The sequence below is a fragment of the Geomonas sp. genome (assembly GCF_056994735.1).
In genome coordinates, this window is the sequence record NZ_JBXKJL010000224.1 from 14,853 (window position 1) to 35,873 (window position 21,021).

General features: G+C 62.7%; 16 protein-coding genes. All 16 read right to left on the reverse strand.

Translation table 11 applies throughout. From position 1 onward, the window contains the following. Nucleotides 1-25 precede the first annotated feature (25 nt). Nucleotides 26-1,387: a UDP-glucose dehydrogenase family protein gene (locus AC11W3_RS09645; RefSeq protein ID WP_484092924.1), complete on the reverse strand. Its 1,362-nt coding sequence runs from the start codon at nt 1,385-1,387 to the stop codon at nt 26-28. Between the two features lie 56 nt (nt 1,388-1,443). Next, nucleotides 1,444-2,271, reverse strand: a complete 828-nt coding sequence (gene rsmA / locus AC11W3_RS09650) for a 16S rRNA (adenine(1518)-N(6)/adenine(1519)-N(6))-dimethyltransferase RsmA (RefSeq protein ID WP_484091380.1) — start codon at nt 2,269-2,271, stop codon at nt 1,444-1,446. Then, on the reverse strand, nt 2,271-3,299 hold the full coding sequence (gene tsaD, locus AC11W3_RS09655; RefSeq protein WP_484091383.1) for a tRNA (adenosine(37)-N6)-threonylcarbamoyltransferase complex transferase subunit TsaD: 1,029 nt from the start codon (nt 3,297-3,299) through the stop codon (nt 2,271-2,273). The genes rsmA and tsaD overlap by 1 nt, the downstream gene beginning before the upstream one ends. Nucleotides 3,300-3,451: 152 nt before the next feature. Beyond that, nucleotides 3,452-4,771, reverse strand: coding sequence for a PhoH family protein (locus AC11W3_RS09660; protein WP_484092925.1), 1,320 nt, complete (start codon nt 4,769-4,771; stop codon nt 3,452-3,454). Nucleotides 4,772-4,934: 163 nt separating this feature from the next. Next, nucleotides 4,935-6,068 carry an aminotransferase class V-fold PLP-dependent enzyme gene (locus AC11W3_RS09665; RefSeq protein WP_484092926.1) on the reverse strand — a complete coding sequence of 378 codons (1,134 nt, stop codon included), beginning with the start codon at nt 6,066-6,068 and terminating at the stop codon, nt 4,935-4,937. A 71-nt stretch (nt 6,069-6,139) separates the two neighbouring features. Next, nucleotides 6,140-7,183 (reverse strand): DHH family phosphoesterase, encoded by a 1,044-nt coding sequence (locus AC11W3_RS09670; RefSeq protein ID WP_484091377.1) that lies wholly within the window; start codon nt 7,181-7,183, stop codon nt 6,140-6,142. 126 nt (nt 7,184-7,309) lie between these two features. Then, nucleotides 7,310-7,690: a hypothetical protein gene (locus tag AC11W3_RS09675; RefSeq protein WP_484091376.1), complete on the reverse strand. Its 381-nt coding sequence runs from the start codon at nt 7,688-7,690 to the stop codon at nt 7,310-7,312. Nucleotides 7,691-7,945: 255 nt separating this feature from the next. After that, on the reverse strand, nt 7,946-10,573 hold the full coding sequence (locus AC11W3_RS09680; RefSeq protein ID WP_484091375.1) for an A-adding tRNA nucleotidyltransferase: 2,628 nt from the start codon (nt 10,571-10,573) through the stop codon (nt 7,946-7,948). Continuing rightward, the gene (amrB, locus tag AC11W3_RS09685) at nt 10,573-11,373 is read right to left on the reverse strand and encodes an AmmeMemoRadiSam system protein B (RefSeq protein WP_484091374.1); all 801 of its coding nucleotides are present in this window, start codon (nt 11,371-11,373) and stop codon (nt 10,573-10,575) included. Before amrB ends, AC11W3_RS09680 begins: the two co-directional genes overlap by 1 nt. Before the next feature lie 254 nt (nt 11,374-11,627). Then, nucleotides 11,628-12,212, reverse strand: a complete 585-nt coding sequence (gene scpB, locus AC11W3_RS09690; protein ID WP_484089336.1) for an SMC-Scp complex subunit ScpB — start codon at nt 12,210-12,212, stop codon at nt 11,628-11,630. Then, complete coding sequence (locus tag AC11W3_RS09695) at nt 12,202-13,032, reverse strand: segregation and condensation protein A (protein WP_484089335.1); 831 nt, start codon at nt 13,030-13,032, stop codon at nt 12,202-12,204. The genes scpB and AC11W3_RS09695 overlap by 11 nt, the downstream gene beginning before the upstream one ends. A 54-nt stretch (nt 13,033-13,086) precedes the next feature. Next, nucleotides 13,087-14,070 (reverse strand): tryptophan--tRNA ligase, encoded by a 984-nt coding sequence (gene trpS / locus AC11W3_RS09700; protein WP_484089334.1) that lies wholly within the window; start codon nt 14,068-14,070, stop codon nt 13,087-13,089. A 31-nt stretch (nt 14,071-14,101) separates the two neighbouring features. Next, a complete protein-coding gene (locus AC11W3_RS09705) occupies nt 14,102-14,782 on the reverse strand; it encodes a site-2 protease family protein (RefSeq protein WP_484089337.1) in 681 nt (226 codons plus the stop codon). Between the two features lie 357 nt (nt 14,783-15,139). Then, the gene (locus tag AC11W3_RS09710) at nt 15,140-18,103 is read right to left on the reverse strand and encodes an AAA family ATPase (RefSeq protein ID WP_484092927.1); all 2,964 of its coding nucleotides are present in this window, start codon (nt 18,101-18,103) and stop codon (nt 15,140-15,142) included. Continuing rightward, the gene (locus AC11W3_RS09715; RefSeq protein WP_484092928.1) at nt 18,094-19,356 is read right to left on the reverse strand and encodes a metallophosphoesterase family protein; all 1,263 of its coding nucleotides are present in this window, start codon (nt 19,354-19,356) and stop codon (nt 18,094-18,096) included. Before AC11W3_RS09715 ends, AC11W3_RS09710 begins: the two co-directional genes overlap by 10 nt. A gap of 88 nt (nt 19,357-19,444) precedes the next feature. Beyond that, nucleotides 19,445-21,021: PAS domain-containing sensor histidine kinase (locus AC11W3_RS09720; RefSeq protein ID WP_484089331.1), on the reverse strand; the 1,577-nt coding region annotated here is incomplete at its 5' end.

Here is a 21,021-nt window from a genome sequence, read left to right on the forward strand (position 1 = left end):
TGCAACCGGTGCGCCAGGCGCCAGGTTAATCGAGCGAGGCCGTATCGGAGGTGAGCTTGCCGTTCCTGCCGATCGGGAGATACTCGAACCCGGCCTGCTGCATCCGGTCCGGACGGTAGAGGTTCCTGCCGTCGAAGATGATCGGATTAACGAGCAGGGTCTTGATCCTGTCGAAGTCGGGATTGCGGTACTCGTTCCACTCGGTGATGATCACCAGCGCGTGGGCTCCGGTCAGGGCGTCGTACTGGTTGGGGCTGTAGGTGATCCGGTCGCCGAAATGCTTGCGCGCCTCGTTCATGGCTTCCGGGTCGTGGGCACGGACCTGCGCCCCCATCTCCAGCAGGTGGTTGATGATGGTCAGCGAGGGAGCTTCCCTCATGTCGTCGGTGCGGGGTTTGAACGAGAGCCCCCAGATGGCGAAGCTCATGCCGTCCAGAGGCTTTTCGGCGGAGGTGCCGAGGCGGCGGCGGATCTTCTCGGAAAGGACCCGCTTCTGACGCTCGTTGGCGGTTTCAACCCCCTTGAGGAGCACGAAGTCGTAGTCGCACTCTTCGGCGGTCTTGACCAGCGCCTTCACGTCCTTCGGGAAGCAGGACCCGCCGTAGCCGACCCCCGGGAAGAGGAAGTCGTAGCCGATGCGGGAGTCGGAGCCGATCCCCTCCCGGACGGCCATGACGTCGGCGCCCATCATCTCGCAGAGGTTGGCGATCTGGTTCATGAAGGTGATGCGGGTGGCCAGCATGGCGTTGGCGGCGTACTTGGTCATCTCCGCGCTTCTGATATCCATGACCAGCAGGCGGTTGGACTTCCTCATGAACGCCGAGTAGAGCTCCTTCATGATTTCCGCGGTCCGCACGTTGTCGGTGCCGATCACCACGCGGTCAGGCCTCATGAAGTCGTCGATGGCCGCCCCTTCCTTGAGGAACTCGGGGTTGGAGACCACGTCGAACTCGATATCGACACCGCGCTGGGCCAGTTCGCCGGCCACCGCCGCGCGCACCTTGTCGGCGGTGCCGACCGGGACCGTGGACTTGTCGACGATGATCTTGAAGCCTTCCATGTGACGGCCGATGGAGCGGGCCACCGAGATCACGTACTGCAGGTCTGCGGAGCCGTCCGCCCCGGGAGGTGTGCCGACGGCGATGAAGTTGACCAGGGACTCCTTTACGGCATATGCGAGGTCGGTGGAGAAGGTAAGCCTCCCCTCCTCGCAGTTGCGCAGCACCATCTCCTTGAGCCCCGGCTCGTAGATGGGGATCACGCCGCGCTTCAGCCCCTCTATCTTCTCCTCGTCGACGTCCACGCAGATGACGTGGTTGCCGCTTTCTGCAAAGCAGGTCCCGGCGACCAGGCCGACGTAACCCGAGCCTATGACACATATCTTCATAAAGGGCATCCTCCGAAAGAAAGATTAGCGTTTGTATATACCATAAATGACGGCAACTAGGCCAGACTTTTCCCAGCGATTATCTCTCTGCAGAGTGCTGCGAACTCATCGAGGGAGAGAGTCTCGCCTCGACGCCCCCCGTCTATGCCGCTCCTGGAGAGTGCCCCCTGCAGCGAACCGTCCTCGTCGCCGAAACCGGCGGAGCGCAGGGAGTTGAGGAGCGTCTTGCGCCGCTGGAGGAAGGCGCCCTTGACCAGCCGGCGGAAAAGATCTTCGTCGCCGACCTCGACCCTGGCCTTCTCCAGAGGGGTGAAGCTCAGCACCGCTGAATCGACCTTGGGAATGGGGCGAAAAGCCCCGGGCTTCACGATGAATTCCCTGCGGATGTCGAAATGGAGCCTGAGCAGGACGGTCAGCGCCCCGTAGTCCTTGCAGCCGGGGGGGGCAACCAGCCTGTCCCCCACCTCCTTTTGCAGCATCAGCACCAGCCGCTCGAAGAGCTCGTTGCACTCCAGGAAGCGAAAGAGCACCTGCGACGAAATGTTGTAGGGGAGATTGGCCGCCACCTTCCACCTTCGGCCGGGGCTGCGGGCGGAGAGAAGGTTCGTCAGGTCCACCCTGAGGATGTCTCCGTGGCCGATCTCCACATTGGTGGCGGCGGAAAATTCCGCAGAGAGGAGCGGGATGAGATCGCGGTCCCACTCGATGGCAAGGAAACGGGCGCCGCTGGCAGCGAGGAGCCTGGTCAAGGCACCGCGCCCCGGGCCGACCTCGAGGATGGAGTCGTCGGGGGCGGGCGCCACGCAGGCGACGATGCGCGACAGCACGCTCTCGTCGATCAGGAAGTTCTGCCCGAGCTGTTTTTTTGCACGCATCTTTTCCATCAGCACGCCTCCTTGAGCCGTACGGCGAGCCGGTCCAGCGGCCAGACGGGGAGCGCGTCCAGATCGAAGCCGCTCCTGAAGCCGCTGTTCAGGTAGAAATCGCCAGGAACCGCGATCATGGCCGCGTTGTCGGCGCAAAGCGAGGGAGAAGGGATGGATACTTCGACTTCCGCCTCCTCCGCGAACTGGCGCATGGAGCGGCGAAGGGCGCTGTTGCAGGCGACCCCTCCGGCCACCACGACCCGCTTGATGCCGGTGGCGGCGACCGCCGCGGCGGTCTTCCTGGTGAGGACATCGCAGACCGCGGCCTGGAAGGAGGCGGCGAGATCGTTGAGACCTTCCTCCTTGGCCTGCGGGAACTTGGTGACGTGGGTGAGGACAGCGGTCTTCAGCCCCGAGAAGCTGAAGTTGTAGCTCCCGTCGTTGATCAGCGGGCGCGGAAACTTGATGGCCTTGGGGTTGCCCGCGGCGGCGAGCCTGTCGATCGCGACCCCTCCGGGATAGGGGAGCCCCACCAGCTTGGCCACCTTGTCGAAGGCCTCGCCGGCCGCGTCGTCGACCGTCTGCCCCAGCGTGGTGTAGCGCCCGATGCCGTCCACCCGGTAGAGATGGGAGTGCCCGCCGGAGACGGCGAGGGCGATGAAGGGGAACTCGACCGGCTTCTCCAAAAAGACCGCCAACAGGTGTCCCTCGATGTGGTTGACGCCTACCAGGGGGATGCGGCGACCGAAGGAGAGCCCCTTGGCGACGGAGATGCCGACCAGGAGCGCCCCGGCGAGCCCCGGGCCCTGGGTCACCGCCACCCCCTCGAGATCGGAGAGGACGACATCCGCCTCGTGGAGGGCCTGTTCGACCACCAGCGAGACCGACTCGAGGTGCTTGCGGGAGGCGATTTCCGGGACCACTCCGCCGTACTCGGCATGGACACTGATCTGGGAGGCGACGATGCTGGAGAGGACGGTCCGGCCGTCCCTGACCACGGCGGCTGCGGTTTCGTCGCAAGACGATTCTATGGCGAGAAGTAGCATGAAAAATAGAGAGGGCACCAGGCAGTGCCCTCTTTTGGACTCCTGTTGTTGGGAAAAAATTGGGGCGGCATCCATGCCGCGGTTCGCCCGAGGCGCAACCGGCCACGCCGGCATGGTTCGCGCCCCGAAGGGCGCTCCCACGGGTTTCGGAGTTAGAGAAGGTTCGCCGCCAGTTCGGCCAACTCGGAGCGCTCCCCTTTGGTCATGGTGATGTGGCCGGAGAGGGTCTGCTCCTTCAGCCGCTCGACCACGTAGGTCAGGCCGTTGCTCTCGGCATCGACGTAAGGGTTGTCGATCTGGTACGGGTCGCCGGTCAGCACGATCTTGGTGCCGTCCCCCGCCCTGGTCACGATGGTCTTGATCTCGTGCGGGGTCAGGTTCTGCGCCTCGTCCACGATCATGTACTGGTTCGGGATGGAGCGCCCCCTGATATAGGTCAGCGGCTCGATCTCGAGGATCCCCATCGCCATCAGCTCCTTGTAGCCCTTGCTGTGGCGCCTCTCGCTCTCATGACCGGTCAGCAGCAGCTCGACGTTGTCGAAGATCGGCTGCATCCAGGGGGAAAGTTTCTCCTCGATATCTCCGGGCAAAAAGCCCAGGTCGCGCCCCATCGGGAATACCGGACGCGATACCAGGAGCCGGTTGTAGACGTTCTCCTCGGCGGTTTTCTGCAGGCCCGCGGCTATGGCGAGAAGGGTCTTGCCGGTACCGGCCTTCCCCACCAGCGTCACGATCTTGATGTCGTCATCGAGCAGCGCGTCGAGGGCGAAGGACTGCTCGCGGTTGCGCGGGAAGAGGCTCCAGACCCCTTCCTGGTCGATGGGCTTAAGGGGCATCACCCTCCTGGAGCGGTAATCATAGCGGGCGGTGACGTTGTGCGAGAGGTTCCCGGCCTCGGTCAGGGAGACGAACTGGTTGGGAAGGAGCCCCGCCTCCAGCTCGAGCCATCCCTGGCTGTAAAAGCGGTCGATGACGTCGGCGCCGACCTCCAGGTTGGCGATCCCGGAGAAGAGGTCCTCTATGGCCACCTTGTCAGACTCGTAATCCTGCGCCGAGAGCCCCAGGGCATCGGCCTTGATGCGGAGGTTGGTGTCCTTGGTCACCAGGATCACCGGGGTGTCGGTCTCGGTCTCCATCAGGTCCACGGCCACGGCGAGAATGCGGTTGTCGCCCCGCTCCTCCCGGAGTTCGGGCGGCAGCCGCTTCATCACGTGCTCTTCGTAGATCTCGATCCTGAGCGTTCCGCCGTTCTCCAGCGAGAGCCCCTCGGAAAGGGAGCCCTGTTTGCGCAAGGCATCCATCAGCCGGGAGACCTGGCGGGCGTTGCGGCCGGTCTCGTTCATGTCTTTCTTGAACCGGTCGATCTCCTCGATAACCGTGATCGGGATGATGATGGAGTTGTCCTGGAACCTCGTGAGTGCCTGCGGGTCGTACAGAAGAACATTTGTATCAAGCACATAGATTTTCTTCATATCCACCTCCTGTACGTGTTCAGCGTCATAAAAAACCTGCCTTCTCCGCCCGGTGCCGCTTAAAATATCCTGATGCGTAGTGATCGCCTCCATCATCGATTTTGTCTTGCTCTATCCCCCTCCCCGCGAAGGAAGGAACTGAGGGTGGCAAGCACCCTCTTTCTTATTTCAATTCCCGGACAGCCTTCAGAAAGAAGGAGATATCCTCCTCGCTGTTGAAGTATCCCGGGCTGACCCTCACGGTCCCGCCGGGATAGGTGCCGATGGTCCTGTGCACGTCGGGGGCGCAGTGCAGGCCGGGCCGGACGCTGATGTCGTAGACGCTGTCCAGGAGGAAACCTACTTCCGCCGGGTCGCGTCCGTCGAGGTTGAACGATACCGCCCCTCCCCGCTCACGCCCAGTCGGTCCGTAGACGGTGACGCCGGCAATGGTGCGAAGGCCTTCCAGGAGCTGCCCGACGAGCAGCGTCTCCTTGGCCCTGATCGACTCAAGCCCCGTCTCCACGATGAAATCGATGCCGGCCTTGAGCCCTGCCAGGGCGGGGGTGTTGATGGTGCCGCTTTCAAAGCGCTCCGGCAACTGCTCGGGCTGCTCGGGGCTGCTGGCACTGCTGCCGGTACCGCCCACCAGCAGGGGCTCGAGCTTCAGGCCCTCGGCAATGGCCAGTATGCCGGTGCCCGGGGGACCGAAGAGCCCCTTGTGCCCCGGGGCAGCCAGGAGATCGATCCCCATCTTTTCCGCATGAAGGGGGAAGTAGCCGGCGCTCTGCGCGGCGTCCACCAGGAAGACGGCGCCGCCATCGTGGGCTACCTTGGCCACCTCCCCGATCGGCTGCAGGGACCCGATCACGTTGGAGCAGTGGGCCAGCGCCACCAGCCTGGTCTTCGGGCGCATCGCCCTTGCCACCTCGCGCTCCGAAACCACCCCTTCCCGGTCCGCCTGCACGAAGGTCACCTCGACTCCCCGCCCGCGCATCAGGTGGAGCGGACGCAGGAGCGCGTTGTGCTCGACAGTGGTGGAGACCACGTGGTCACCGGGCTTCAGGAGACCGCTGACGGCGATGTTGATGGATTCGGTGGCGCTGTGGGTGAAGATGAGGCGTGACGAGTCGGAGACGCCGAAAAAGGCGGCCAAAGCTGCGCGGGTTTCAAAGACGATGCGGGCTGCAGCCAGGGACTGGCGATACCCTCCCCTTCCCGGAGCCACCCCGATCTCCCGCATTGCAGCATCCATCGCCCGGTAAACGGTTTCCGGTTTCGGGAATGATGTTGCTGCGTTATCCAGGAAGAGCGACATGCTTAATAACTAGCATTTTAAGGGATATTTCGCAACCGCTTTCATGAAAGACAAAAAGGACTAATGAAGGGCTAAGGGATGAGCTCGTACGGCGCGGTGGGGGGAAGCTTCAACTCGGAGAGGAGCCTGTCGGTCAGGATTTGCTCGACGGCGGCGCGGGCCTCCGCGGTCGGTTCGACGTAATCGACCTTCCCTCCCGCCATCATGCCGTGCCCCCCGGCGGTCCCGATCCCGGTCACCAGGCTGCGGATCAACTCGCCGGCATTGATCTCCTCACTGGAGGTCCGCACCGAGAGGATCATTTCGGTGTTGTAGTGCCCCATGCAGAGCACGGTCTCGATCCCCTCCAGCCGCAGGACGAGGTCGGCCAGTTCGGCCACCACTTCCGGGAACTGGACCCCTTCCACCGTGGCCACCAGCACGTTATTTCCGTAGATGCGGGAGTGTTCGAGGGCGCTGTGGAGGGCGATGAAGTACTCCTTGGGGAGCCGGGGGCGGGTGATGCTGTTCAGCAGGGTCTTGTTGGTGACCGGGAAGAGATCGAGGTAGGCGTCCCGATCCGGGCGCCGGGCCTCGCGACCGAGGTCCTGGGTCTCCGACTTGATGGCGTAGAAGAGGGCCGTGGCAAGCTTCATGCCGATCGATACCCCCTGCACCTTCAGATACTCGTACAGGATGGTCGCGGTGGTGCCGTACTCGGGGCGGATGTCGACCCACCGGGAGGAGGCGCTGGCTTCGCGCATGGGGTGGTGATCGATCACGATGTCGACCCGCGAGCCGCGAGGGAGGGAGTTGTTGCCGGTCTCTGGCTGGGTGTCCAGCAGGCAGACAACCTGGAACATCTTGAGTTCAATGAGGGGAAAGGGGGTGAGCGGGATCTGCAGGAGCTTGGCCATGGCCAGGTTCTCGCTCCTGCCTATCATTCCGGAGAAGGCGATCACCGCCTCGCGGTTGAGCCGCACGGCGAAGAGGTGGCGGAGCGCCATCGCGGAGGCGAGGGAATCGGGGTCGGGATTGTCGTGCACGACGATCAGGATGCGTCCTCGTCCGCTTACCCAGGTCAGCATCGAGTCGGTATAGGCCAAAAGGTCGGGCAGTCTGTCGTTTAGAGCCAAAAGCCACCCCCTGAACAATAGCCTGGAGACTTGAGAAGTTTATACCAGCGTTTAAGGGAAGGCAAGGAAGGGCGGGTGGTCTAGGGGAGTGGTGTCAAAAAACTGCCTGGGAGCGGGGATTGTACGTCAGAAGGTGCCCCGGAAAAGATGCGCCATGGCCACGAGGGACGAGGTCCCGTTCGGTCCTTCCCGGAATTCGGGGATGATGGTAGGCATGGAGAATTTGATCTCCCCCTTGTCGAGCTCGGCCAACGACCTGGTGCTGCTGATAGCTCCGTAGGTCGCGCCGACCACCGCCCCGCCGGCCGCCCCGTAGCCTATCCAGTCCGTGTGCTTCGCCGGCTGTTTGGCGAAGACGAGGAGCATGGTCCCGACCAGTCCGCCGGAGAGGCCGCCGTAAAAGGCATCCTTCAGGATGGTAGGAACCGAACTTTCTTCCGCCAGCGCTGAAGTGGCACTGAAGAGGAGGAGAGCGGCTGCAATGACGGTGCACTTGAAACGGTACATTTGACCCCTTTACCTCCCCTGCGGATTTGCAGCTTACCAATGCAATAGCAAGGCCATCAAGGGAGGTAGGGCCTAAAATAGGTGTAACCCACTGGAACTTATTAAGAAAGGCAACATTCAGTTCTAATTGGAGGATGGTCTTAAGGGAAGGGCTGTGCTGCAATCGCCGCACTTTTTCGCGCCGGCTCCGAAGAACCGTGCAGGATCAACAGGTTAACCGATAACTGCAAAAGCCGGAGTGGTGTGGTGAAATCACTACACCTCCTCGACCAGCTCCTTGAGCAACCCCATTTCGCCCTCGCGGTCAGCTACCCGGCCGTCGAGTTTGGAGCAGAGGACCGCATCGAGGATTTCACGGTAGCGCGGTCCCGGCTTCAGGCCCAGCGACTTCAGGTCGTCGCCCCCCACCTGGGTACGGACCCCCTGCAGCTTGGTGAAGTACAGGGAGATCCAGCGCTTGACCTCCGGGCTGTGGTTCTTGGCCATCTGGTACAGGAGCACCTCCACGGGGAGCCCGCGCAGGAAGAAGTAGATGTCGCTGTTCTCCAGTTTGCCCTGCTGCGTGAGCTTTCGCTCCATCGAGCTCAAGAGCTCCGCCCCCTGCCTGCGGGCCTCCACGAGCTTCTCCTTGTAGTGCTCGCTCACGGCCAACCTGGTGCAGGTCCCCCAGAACTGATCGTCGGAAAGGGGATCGCACAGGGCAAGGAAGTAGACGGCCCATCGCTCGTAGTGGCGCTCGAGGTAGAGGAGGTCGTACCAGGAGACGATATAGCGCACCTCCTCGAGCATCTCCTGCATCGGGGAGGTGAGCTCCAGGCTCGGGTGAATGAAGCGGAAAAGCCCCAGCGAGGACATGCGCCACACCCCTCTGAGCGGCTCCTTTTCCTTAAGGATCTGGACCAGTTCCGAAAGGAGTCTCCTGCCGCCCAGCTTCTCCAGGAAATCCATCTTCACCGCGTTCTTGATCAGGTCCTCGGTGTGCTTGGCGATCTTGAAGCCCAGCCGCTGTTCGAAGCGGATGGCGCGGAAGACGCGGGTCGGATCCTCAACGAACGAGAGGTTGTGCAGCACCCTGATCACCTTGGCCTGCAGGTCCCGGTAGGCACCGAAGTAGTCGATGAGCTGCCCGAAATACCCGTCGTTGAGGCGGATGGCGAGGGTGTTGACCGTGAAATCCCGCCGGTAGAGATCCATCTTCAGGGAGGATCGCTCCACGGTCGGAAGCGCCCCGGGGGAGACGTAATATTCGAGGCGGGTGCTGGCAACATCGACCTTGTAGCCGTCGGGAAAGATGATGACCGCGGTCCCGAACTTCTCGTGGCCCTTGACCCGGCAACCGAACTCGCCGGCAAAGGTTTCGGCGAAGAGGATGCCGTCGCCGTCGACGGTGACATCGACGTCCATGTTCTCGTTGCCCAGCAGGAGATCCCTCACGAAGCCACCCACCGCGTAGACCGGCAGCTCCAGCCTGTCGGCCGTCCGCCCGAGGTCATGCAGCACCCCGATGGCCCGCTTGGCGAGGTGCTTCTTCATGAGCCCCTCGACCTCCCGGCTTTTCACCTGTCCCGCCTCCCGGGCGAGGTCGTAGAGGGCTTCACCTCCCAGGCTGTAGCGTAGGAGGTCGGTGCGGGTGATTACACCGACCAGGGCGCCGTCGGAAATTACCGGCACCAGCCTGGCATCGCCGCCGACCATGTACGTCTGGATCTCGGTGATGGGAGTTTCGGGCGTTGCGGCGAAGAACTCGGAGTGCATGTACTCCGAAACGGGAACCTCGCCGAGGTTGTGATAGAGCGCCTTCTCCACGGTCTTGCGCGAGATGATCCCGAGGACGTCCGCATCATCCATGACCGGCATGGCACTCACGTTGTAGCGCACCAGGCGCTCCCGCGCCTCCTCGATCAAGCAGTCGGGGGGGATGGTCTTCACCGGAGAGGACATGATGTCGCGCGCCACCCGCCTCGGATCCACCCGCCTGCGCAGCACCGAATCGAGCTGCTGCAGCACCTGGATCAGGGTGAGCCCGCGGATGGTGGCGGAGGCCGCTGTGGCGTGCCCTCCCCCTCCCAGCTCATGAAGGATCTCCCCTACCCTGACCTCCGGGACCCGGCTCCTGGCGATGACGAAGACGCGGTCGGCCATCCCCACCACCAGGAAGAGCGCCTGCAGGTTCTCCATGTCGCGGATCATGTGGGCGAGCCCGGCGATGTCGCCCACGTAGCGGTCAACCGAGGCATGGGCGATGGAGATGTCGACGCCCTTGAGGGAGGTGGTCTTAAGCGAGGTCAGGAGGTCGTTCAGGAGGGAAACCTGCTCGACCGTGAGCTCCTTGCCGATCGAGTCCGCCACCTCGTTGAGGTTCGCCCCCCGCTCCAGGAGCCAGGCGGCGGCGGTGTAGTCCTCCACGGTGGTCGACGGGAAGGTGAGGTTGCCGGTGTCCTCGTGGATGCCCAGCATCATCAGGGTCGCCTCGTAGGGGGTGACCTCGATGCCTCGCTCCCTGATGAGACCTGTCAGGATGGCGGTGGTGGAGCCGCAGGGACGGACCACGCCACCTGTGGCGGGGAGGTCGCCGGAGCTTTTCGGGTGGTGGTCGTAGACATGGACCTCCACCTCCCCCCCCTTGGCAAGTTCGCCGAACTTCGCTATCCGGGAGGAGGCCTGGCAGTCGACGACTATGAGCCTGGTGATTTCGGAGAAGTCGAGATCCTTGAGGCGGATCGATTCGATGGGGGCCGAGGTCGGTTTCTGAAAGAAATCCCTCACCCCCTTCTCCTGGGCTCCGGAGAAGACGATGAGGGCGTCGGGATAGAGTTTTTTGGCCGCCACCATGGAGCCGATGCAGTCGAAGTCAGCATTGACATGGGTGGTGATAACATCCATCAGGAGACCGTCACGGCCGCATACCCCACCACCCTGCGCAGGTCACCGTTGACCTCACCGCTGTTGGCGTAACTAACGAGCCTGCTCGAGGTGGCGCCCAGGGCTTTGGCCGCGACCAGCATCGCGGTCGCCGCAATGACACCGCACATGGTGATATCGTTCTGGCGGCAGACCTCCAGCAGCCCTTCCGGATTCATGGCGGCCACCTCGGCCAGGGCCACATCGTCCTTGGCCTTCGCCTCCTGGGCGGATTCATAGTGGGTCATGTCGGAGCTGGCCACGATGAGGACCTCTTCGCCGTATTCGGAAATGGCCTGCGCCAGCCCCTCGCCGAGGCGGGCGATGGAATCATACTCCAGATGGGAGAGGCAGATCGCGGCGATGGAGACCTTGGGGTTTCGGTACTGCAGGAAAGGGATCTGAACTTCCAGGGAGTGTTCGAAACGGTGGGCCGCCACGTCCTCCCGCACGGCGGGCGCGTGCTTGAGGATCAACTTGGAGAGGCGGCTGTTGACCTGCACCGGGCCGAGGGGGGTGAGCCACTCACCCGAAGGCGAGAGCGCAGCGGGGACGCCGATCCCGGTGTGGTTCGGACCGAGGACCAGCACGGTGTCGGGGACCTTGATCTCCCCGTAGACGCTCCCTGCCACTTTGCCGGAATAGACGTACCCGGCATGGGGTGCGATGATGCCGATGACCTTGGCGGGATCGCCTTTCGCCACCATGGAGGCCAACTCCTCCCGGAGCTGGTCAGGGTCGTCGGTGTAGAACTTCCCGGCCACTGCCGGTTCACGTACCATGCGAGCCTCCTCGGGCACCGGAACGATCACATCCGCCGGAGATGCCGGCTGTTCCACGCCACGGAAGATATTCTAACGCACCAACATTAAGGTTCAACACGGCCCCGCCCCGACGTCAGCCAAGTCCCACCCCAAGTCCCACCCCAAGCAAAATCCCCCTAAATCCCCCTTTGTCAAAGGGGGACTTCAAGGCCGTCAATACTCCCCCTCTGGAAAAGGGGGGCTGGGGGGGATTTGGCAAGGTACGGAAATTATTATGCTCCTTCGGCAGCGGTGTCCAGCGGCAAGGCGGGCTGGTCGGCGAACGGGTCGGGGGGCGCCAGTTCCTGGATCTCCTTCAGGGTCGGGAGCGAGGAGAGATCCTTCAGATCGAAGAGCTCCAGGAACTCCTTGCTGGTGCCGTAGATCAGCGGCTTACCAGGCACATCCTTCTTCCCCAGGATCTTCAAAAGCTTCTTCTCCAAAAGGCTCTTCAGCACCCCGCCGGAGTCGACCCCGCGCAGATACTCCACCTCGGCCCTGGTAACGGGCTGCCGGTAGGCGATGATGGCCAGCGTCTCCAGGGATGACTGGCTGAACTTGACCGTCTTGGCCTTGTTGAGCCTCCTGATGTAGTCGGCATGCTCGGGACGGGTCCTGAACTGGTAGCCGCCGGCCACCTGCACCAGGACGACGCCACGCTCGCTGGAGAGGTAATCGCCGATCAGTTCGTCCAGCGCCGCGCGGATATCGGACCGCTCGTGCTCCTCCAGGATCAGCGCCAACCGGTCAAGTGACAGCGGGTGGTCGTGCACGAATATCAAACTCTCAACGATTCCCTTAAGCGACTTACCCGACAACTGCAGCCTCCATTTCCGGACCATCGTCCGGCATCCCCGCCGCACCGGCTTCTTCAAGCGACGAGGTCGCGGTGAGCCAGATGGCGCCCAGGCTCTCGATCTGGGTGATCTTGATCAGTTTCAGCTTGCAGAGCTCGAGGATGGACAGGAAGGTCACCACCACCAGGTCACGGGTCATGCCGTCGGTGAAGAGGGCATCGAAGCTGATGGTCTTGACCTCGTGCAGGTAAGAAAGGACCTCGCTGATCCTGTCGGCGATGCTGATACCGTCGGCCCCGACATTGTGGAAGGTATCGACGGAGACCCGCGACAGCACCTTCCTGAAGGCCTCGATGAGCTCGAAAAGCTCCACGTCGGCCGGTTCCTCCTCCGGCTCCATTTCCGCCAGTTCCGGAGAGGCGAACTTCCTGGCGAAGACGTCGCGTCCGAGGAGGTTCCTGGCGGCAATCTCGGAGGAAGCCTCCCGATAGCGCTGGTACTCCAGCAGCCTTCTCACCAGCTCCGCGCGCGGGTCCTCCCCCTCCGGCTCTTCGTCGTCCCGCGCCACCGGCAGCAGCATGCGCGACTTGATCTGCAGCAGGGTCGCCGCCATGACCAGGAACTCCCCCGCTATATCGAGGTTCAGCTCCTTGAGGAGTTCCATGTACTCCAGGTACTGCCTGGTGATGGCAGCGATCGGGATGTTGTAGATGTCCACCTCGTTCTTCTTGATGAGGTGGAGCAGCAGATCGAGCGGCCCTTCGAACTGATCGATCTGAACCAGGTAAGCGTTTTCCAGCGACTCTGAGAAGAGGTTGTTCTGCGCGTTTTCTAGGGACAACTGGGACTCCGGACTCTTCTATTCTCCCCCCTTTGAAAAAGGGGGGCTTCGAACCTACACCTTAAGGGCCTTGCGGACCTCCGCCATGGTCTCCCTGGCGGCAACTTCGGCCTTCTTGCTCCCTTCATCGAGGACCTGATCCACCAGTCCTTCCTGGGCGGCAAGCTCCACGCGCTTGGCCCTGAAGGGCGCCAGAGTCTGGATCATGGACATGGCCAGGATCTTCTTGCAGTCCACGCAGCCGATCTCGGCGCCGCGACAGGCGGTCACGATCTCCGCCCTCTTATCCTCAGGGACATACAGGGAGTGGAGGGTGAACGCGACGCAGCGGTCCGGCTCGCCCGGGTCCTTCTTGAAGACGCGCTGGGCGTCGGTGACCATCGACATTACCTTCTTCCTGGTCTCCTCCTCGTCGTCCGAGAGGAAGATGGCGTTGCCGTAGGACTTGCTCATCTTGCGGCCGTCGAGGCCGACCACCTTCGGGGTCTCGGTCAGGAGCGCCGCCGGCTCGGGGAAGACTTCACCGTAGAGATGATTGAAGCGCCGGGCGATCTCCCTGGTGATCTCCAGATGCGGGACCTGGTCCTGGCCGACCGGCACCTTGGCGGCCTTATAGACGATGATATCGGAGGCCATCAGCACCGGGTAACCGAGGAAGCCGAAGGTGGAGAGGTCCTTGGTGCTGAGGTTTTCCTGCATCTCCTTGTAGGTCGGGTTGCGCTCCAGCCAGGAGACGGGGGTGATCATGCCCAGGATCAGGTTCAGCTCGGCATGCTGCGGCACCTTGCTCTGCTCGAAGATGACGCTCTGCTCCGGGTCGATCCCGAAGGCGAGCCAGTCGAGGACCATCTCCCTGATGCTGTCCTTGATGCCGTCCGTATTCGCGTATTCGGTGGTGAGGGAATGCCAGTCGGCGGCGAAGAAGAAGCAATCGAAATTCTTCTGCAGCTCGAGCCAGTTGGAGAGCACTCCGTGGAAGTGTCCCAGATGCAGTTTCCCGGTCGGCCTCATGCCGCTAACGATACGCTTGTTGCTCATAGATACGGACTCCTTTTGATTTCTTTATGACCTACCTCATCATCAACCGCGTCACCCCGAAGACCAGGCTGCTCTGCGGGCCGGCCACCAGGTGGACGGCGAAGTTCAGGGCCGGGAAGAGGACGTAGTTGAAGACATCGGTGAAAAAGACCAGCAGTATGATTATGATCATGCCGAACGGCTCGAGCCGCGCCAGCCCGGCCGACAGTTGATAGGGCAACAGCCCCACCGCCACGCGTCCGCCATCGAGCGGCGGCACCGGGATCAGGTTGAAGATACCGAGCAGCAGGTTGATGTAGACGGAGAAGGCCAGCATCAGGGTCGTCGGATCGATGAAGGCGGCCAGGGCGGAGCCGTCGGGAACGCCGGCGCCGAAGTGCACCAGCAGGCGCATGGCAATCGCGGAAAGGGTGGCCAGGATGAAATTGGTGATTGGCCCCGCGGCGGCCACCCAGATCATGTCGGTTTTGGGGTGACGGAGGTTCCTGAAGTTGACCGGCACCGGTTTCGCCCACCCGATGCCGACGATGAAGACCATCAGGGTACCGAAGATGTCGATGTGCTTGATGGGGTTGAGAGTGAGGCGTCCCAGCGACCTTGCGGTGTTGTCCCCGAACTTGTCAGCGATGTAGCCGTGCGAGACCTCGTGGCAGGTGATGGCCATCAGGGCGGGGACGAGCATGATCGACACTTTTAGAAAAAACTGTTCCATGTGCTCCTTGGGGGTCTTGAGTGTGAACATACTCCTCTAACAGATCAAGGAGGCAAAGTCAACGATGACGCGGGGATGCGTGAGCGTCACGCAAAGGCGCCAGGACGCAAGGAAAGGCTCAGTTGGTGATGAATGGTCGCGAGGAGATAACTGTCAGCGTTACGTCCCCCCTTGTCAAAGGGAGGACAGGGGGAATTTGCCTTTGTCGCTTCGTGGCAACGGCCCTCACCCCTTCCCTCTCCCGGAGGGCGAGGGGGAAAGAGCCTTCGCGTCCCCCCCTTGTCAAAGGGGGGACAGGGGGGATTTGCCCTTTGCCTTTAGGTTCTCTTCGCGCCTTTGCGCCTTGGCGTGAGAGGGTTAATCGAGGTGTATCATCTGGTCGGTTATCTCGGTGAAGCTCACGTCGTGGCTGACCAGGAAGAGCTGGTCATACCAGTGCTCGGTCACCTCCTCCTGTCCGACATCTATGGCACGGAAGGCCTTGGCGAGGTTCTCCCTGCGCTCGGCATCGAGGTTGGAGGTGGGCTCGTCGAAGAAGGCGATCCTGGCGCCGATGGTCTGCAGCAGGGCCAGCCGCAGCGCCACCACGGCGCTCATCATCTGGCCGCCTGAAAGCTGATCGTCGGTCCGCTCCCTGATCGCGCCTTCCACCATGTCCTTCAGCACGACCTGGTAATTTTCGCCCCAGTACAGTTCCTCGTCCGATTCCGAGATGCAGCGGTAGATCCGGTCGGCGCGGGAACTGATCTCCTCCCGGAAACGCTCCGAGAGCTGGCTGGAGACGTTCTTGAAAACCTGGTTCCGCAGGAATTTCACCAGTGTCGCCTGCTCGTCGAGCTTCGCAATCGCCCCCTGCCTGCTTTTAATTTCCTCCGCGACAGCGCTGAGAGCCGCGATTTCCTTCTCCAGACGCGCTACGCCGTCGGCAATCCCGGCGATCTCGGCTTCGAGCGTCGCCTTCGCAGTCAGAAGGAGCTCACGATCCTTCCTCGCCCCCTCGTGCTGCTGAGCCTGATACCCGGTCTGCAGGGACGAGAGCTCCTCGTGTCCCGCCGCAAGCTGCCCATGAAGCTCCTGCAGCTTTTGCTGGTACCTGGAAAGGGTCTCCTGGCGCTTCTCCAACTCCGCCGCGGCCTTCAGGTTGGCTATATAGCGATCTCGTTCGGGCTGGAATCTCTCCAACTCCTCCGCGGCAGCCTTGATGGCGTCATCGAGGCCGCCGTAGGTTGCCAGCCGATCATTCTCCGCCTTCACCTCCTCAAGAAGCGCATCGAGCCGTTTCCGGTGCGAGCTTATGGCGCTCTCGCGCAGCGGCATCTTCTCACCCGCCGCTGCCAGCTCCCGTTTCTTCCCTTCCAGCGCCTGGCCGCGCGATGACAGTTCGGCAGCCACCACCCTGCATTTCTGGACAGGCTCCTCCGCCTCCTTGACCCGCCCGGCGAGGGTCTCCTCCAGCGAGACGATGACGGTCCGCCAGCCGTCGCTCCAGGCGGAAAGCTGGTTACGCCGCTCTTCGGGGGAGCCGGAAAAACGGACTTCGAGTCCCTCCAGCTTCCCGGCCGGGGATCCTGCCAGCCCGGCGGCTGCAAGCCATGCCGCCACCGCGCGAACAAGTCCGGCGGGTTCGATATCGGAAAGGTTGCGGCTGAATTCCTCCTCCAGCCTTTCCCGCTCCCGGGCTCCCTTCTCCAGTTCAAGCCGGACCTGCTCGAGTCCTGCCAGCTCGTGGGCGGCATCCCGCGACGAGGCCAGCAGCACCGCGAGCGCTTCCGCCCCGGCATCGAGCCGGGAGATGTCGGCATCCATGGCCTCGACCCGGGCCCGCAATTCCTCCACCCCACCGCCGGCCTCGAGGTTCTTGCAGGGTTCATGGAAGAACGGACAATCGCCGGCGCCGATCTTCTCGCACCCTTCGATCAGGGAAAGTCTTCTCCCGGAGAGCTCGGACCGCTCGGTCTGAACCTTCTCCAGTTCCGCCTGCCGCCCGGGAAGTTCCGCGGCTTCGGCCTCAAGCCTGGCGCTCCCCTTTACCAGCTCCTGTCTCTCCATCGACTGCTGATCGAGGGCGGTCATCCGCTCCAGCGCCACGGTGAGGTAGGGGCGCACGTTCTCGATGCGGTGAACCGCCAGCTCCCGGAATTCGGCAACCGACGTGTTGATCCTGGCCAGGACTTCGGCCGAGGCCGACTTCGAGGCACTGAGTTCGGCCAGGGCATCGGACAGCGCCTCCTCTTCGGCCTTCAGCCGCCGGTCATCCTCCTCCACCTTCGCCCGGAGATCCGCCAGTTCCCGCGTCTCTATGGCAAGTCCCGCCCGGATCCCCGACTGCTCCTTCTCGAGCTCCGCCAGTTTTTTCTCCAGAAGCGACTTCTCCTTCTCCTGTTCCCGCAGGAGCTTAAGTCTGGCCTCGGCCGCGTCGTAGGCCTTCTTACCTTCGCTTGCGGCCGCGACGATGCCCGCGGCGCTTTTCGACTGTTCCACCAGGAGCTGCTGATTGGCGACGTGATCCTTCCCGGAGCTGATCCGCTCCTCCACGGCCCGCACATCCTTCTGCACCGACTCGATCCGCTCCTTCTGGGCATCGAGGGCGGCGAGGAGCGCGGTCGCCCGCTCAAGCTCCGCCAGGCGCTGCACCAAATCGGCCTGCTTTCGCGACGAACCTTCCCTCAGCCCGGCCAGCTCCTCCTCCTTGGCCGGAAGCACCGCCACCTGCTCCTGCTTGCCGACCACCTCGGCCCGAAGGGTCTCGATCTTCCCGGCTATGGTGCTGGCCAGCATCTTGGTCCCTTCGAAGGTCTTGCGCCAGGCGTCGATGCCGAGGATCTCGTCGAAGGCCTCCTGTCGCTTGGTCGGCTGCCTGATCACGAATGGCCCCAGGAAGTCGTTCTGGAACGGCCCGATGACCAGCTTGAACTGGTCCGCCAGCGGCCTTCCCCCGGCGAGCCCCAGGAGCGAGGCGATGCGCTGCTCGGTCTCCTGGATGTTGGCGTGCTCCTCGATCTCGAAGTTCCCCGAGATCTCCTTGGCCAAAAGCCACTTGGCGGCAGGTCCGACGGTTCGGCTGACCCGGTATCTCTCCCCATCGGCAGGCTCGAAGACGACACTGACCTCTCCCCTCTTGGTACCGATGGTCAGGAAGCGGTCGGCGCGGGAGGCGAAGTCCTGGGCGCTGACGCCGAACAGGGCATAGCCTATGGCCTGGAAGATGGTGCTCTTCCCGGAGCCGTTGGCGCCCGACAGCACGTTGATCCCGGGGGAAAAGGTGAGCTCGGTGTCGCGGTGCGACTTGATGTTCTTGAGCTGGATCGAGACTATGCGCACGGCTCACCCCCGGAGCAAAGGAGACCAAGGAGCTCTTCCCCGTCGACGTCGCCCTTCATCACCTGGTCCCGGATGGCCAGGCAGAGCCGGGAGAGCTCGTCCTCTCTTCCCTTATACTCGCTCCTGGAGCCGATCAGCTCCCCCAAGACGTCGAGCTCGATCTCGGCCAGGCTCTTCTTGACCGTCTCCTCCCCTCCCCCCGCCGAGACCTGGGAGAGGTGGTTCTTGATCTCGAGGTGCAGCGGCTGGCAGACATCGAGCAGGGCCAGGCGCAAGCGGTCCCGGCTCAGCTCGAAGGGGTGGAATCCCACCTTGCCCGTCAGCTTGACCTCCATCAGAGGCGAGCGCGAGTCGTCGGTGGCAGAAAGCTTTTCCGCGATCCTGGCGGTGAAACGGGCCAGGGCGTCGCCGGCATCGACGGCGCCGTCAAGATCGACGGAGAGGACCAGCATGGGGCGGGGCGAGGTGCGCCTGAAGTCGTGGGTGAATCGCCCGTTGTCATGGGTGACGAGGTAGTACCCCTTGACGTAGCGCTCCTCCCCGAAATTGACGCAGTCGGGGGAACCGGGGTTGAAGGCATAGGGGCGACCGTCGGCGGTCTCGACGATGTAGGCCTTGTGCCCGTGGCCCAGGGCGACGTAATCGAAGCGCTCGGCAAGGGGGAGCGCCTCTTCAGGTTTGATGTTCCCTATCTCGACGGGGGAATAGCTCCAGACGCCGACGTGGAAGAGGAGGATGTTTCGATCGGTGGTGACGGCCTCGCAGATGCGCGCGATGTGGCTTCCGGCCTGGGAGCCGATGTAGCCCAGCCCGTAGATGTTCAGCCCGCCGATCTCGATGTGTCCGCCGCTCCCCTGTTCATGATCGAAGGGCTCGAAGAAGTAGTTGCCGTCCGTTGTCCGCCCCGGACGCAAGAGGCTTATATAGCCCAGCTGCGAGAGCGCCTCCATCCACGAGACGCTGTCGCGGCGGTGGATCCAGTCGTGGTTTCCTTCCACGGCGAGGCAGGGGATGCCGGCGTCCTTCAAGGGCTGCAGCACCTCGATCGTTCGGGCAAAGGTCTTGGGGAGGATCTGGCCGGTGTGAAAGAGGTCGCCGCCGATGAGCACGAAGTCGACGCGCTCGGCCACGGCATCGGCGACGATGGCCGAGAAGGTGGCGAAGAAGTCGTGATAGCGGGTGGCGTCGCAACCGGAGCTGCGATAGGTCTTGCCGAGATGGATGTCGGAGGTATGGATGAATCGAATGGGCATGCGGGGCAGGCTCCGGAAACGTGATAGAGATGTATAACGCCACGCACCGGTGCAAGTCAAGGAAAGGCGGTCGAGGTACCGAGGGGCATCACGGGAGAGTGAAGTAGAAGGTCGCCCCCTCCCCTTCGGCGCCTTCGGCCCAGATGGTGCCGCCGTGGCGCTGGACGATCCGCTGGGCCGTGGCCAGGCCGATGCCGTTTCCCTCGAACTCTGCTCCATGCAGACGCTGGAAAGGGATGAACAGCTTCTCCTGGTAGATCATGTCGAACCCGGCCCCGTTGTCCTTGATGAAGAAAACCGCCCCCTCGGCCAAGGGTTCCATCCCCACCTCGATCCGTGCCACGGGTAACTTCGCCGTATATTTCCAGGCGTTACCGAGCAGGTTCTCGAAGAGTTGGCTGACCAGGATCTTGTCGCAGCTGGCGAGAAGTTCAGGCATGATTCGCACCTCCACCACCCGGTCCGGCTCTGTCTCCTTCAGCATCGAGATCACGTTCTCCGCTACTTCGCTGAGGTTGACCGGGGAAGGCTTGATCACCGTCCTGCTGACCTGGGACAGATTCAGCAGGTTGTCGATCAAAAGCCCCATCCTCCTGGTGGCCTTGCAGATGCGGCCCAGGTAGAAGCGGGCCTGGTCGGGAAGAAGCTCCGAGTAATCCTCCAGCAGGATCGCGCTGAAGCTGTTGATGTGGCGAAGCGGGGCACGCAGATCGTGGGAGACCGAGTAGCTGAAGGCTTCCTGCTCGAGGATGGCGGCTTCCAGTTGGGCGGTACGCTCCTCGACACGCCGGTCGAGAGCGTTGTTCAGCCGGCAAAGTGCGTCCTCGGCCTCCTTGCGGGCCGTGATCTCGGTCTTTATGGCGACGATCAGCGACGGCTTGTCCTTTTGGGGAATGGCGAACCTGGTGCTGGAATAGAACCTGCCACCGAGTTCTTCTTCCGTCTGTATCGGCTTCCCATCCCGCAGTACGATCTGGTCCTCCTTCATGATCTTCTCCGCCAGGCGGTGGGGAAGGAAATCCGCCGCCGTCTTTCCGATCATCTCCTCGAGTGGTCTTCGCAGCAGGGCCTCGAAGTTCCTGCTCAACTTCATGACCCTATGATTCTCCTCCTTGAAGACGATGTATGCCGGGCTGTGCTCCAGGAAGAGGCGGAAAATCTCCTCGATGTTCCTCAAGGCGAGTTCGGTGTGCTTGCTCTCCGTTATGTTCTGTGATGCGCCGTAGAGACGAAGTTCACCCTCGGCGTCGCCGGCCTCGCAGCGGCAGAACTCCCTGATCCAGCAGATTTCGCCATTCTTGCAGATGAACCTGAACTCGTCCGTGAAGCTGCCCCCCACCGGCAACGTCATGCGCCGGTTCTGTACCCGGTCGCGGTCTTCCGGATGTACGAACTCCATCCAGCATCCGCGTTGGTAGATATCGGCCTCGGAATAACCGGTGATGGCCTCGATGGCTCCGCTTAACCACTGCACCCTGAAAGGAGCGCCGTCCCTTCGGACGCAACAGTAGACGTAGTCGGAAGTGAGTTCCGACAGCCGCCGGTAGCGCTCCTCGCTCTCGCGCAGGGCCTTTTGCGTCAGTTTGTGCTGGGTGATATCGATATTGATGCCGAAGGAGCCAAGGGTGCGCTGCTGGGAGTCACGGATCGGCGCGACCACCTCCC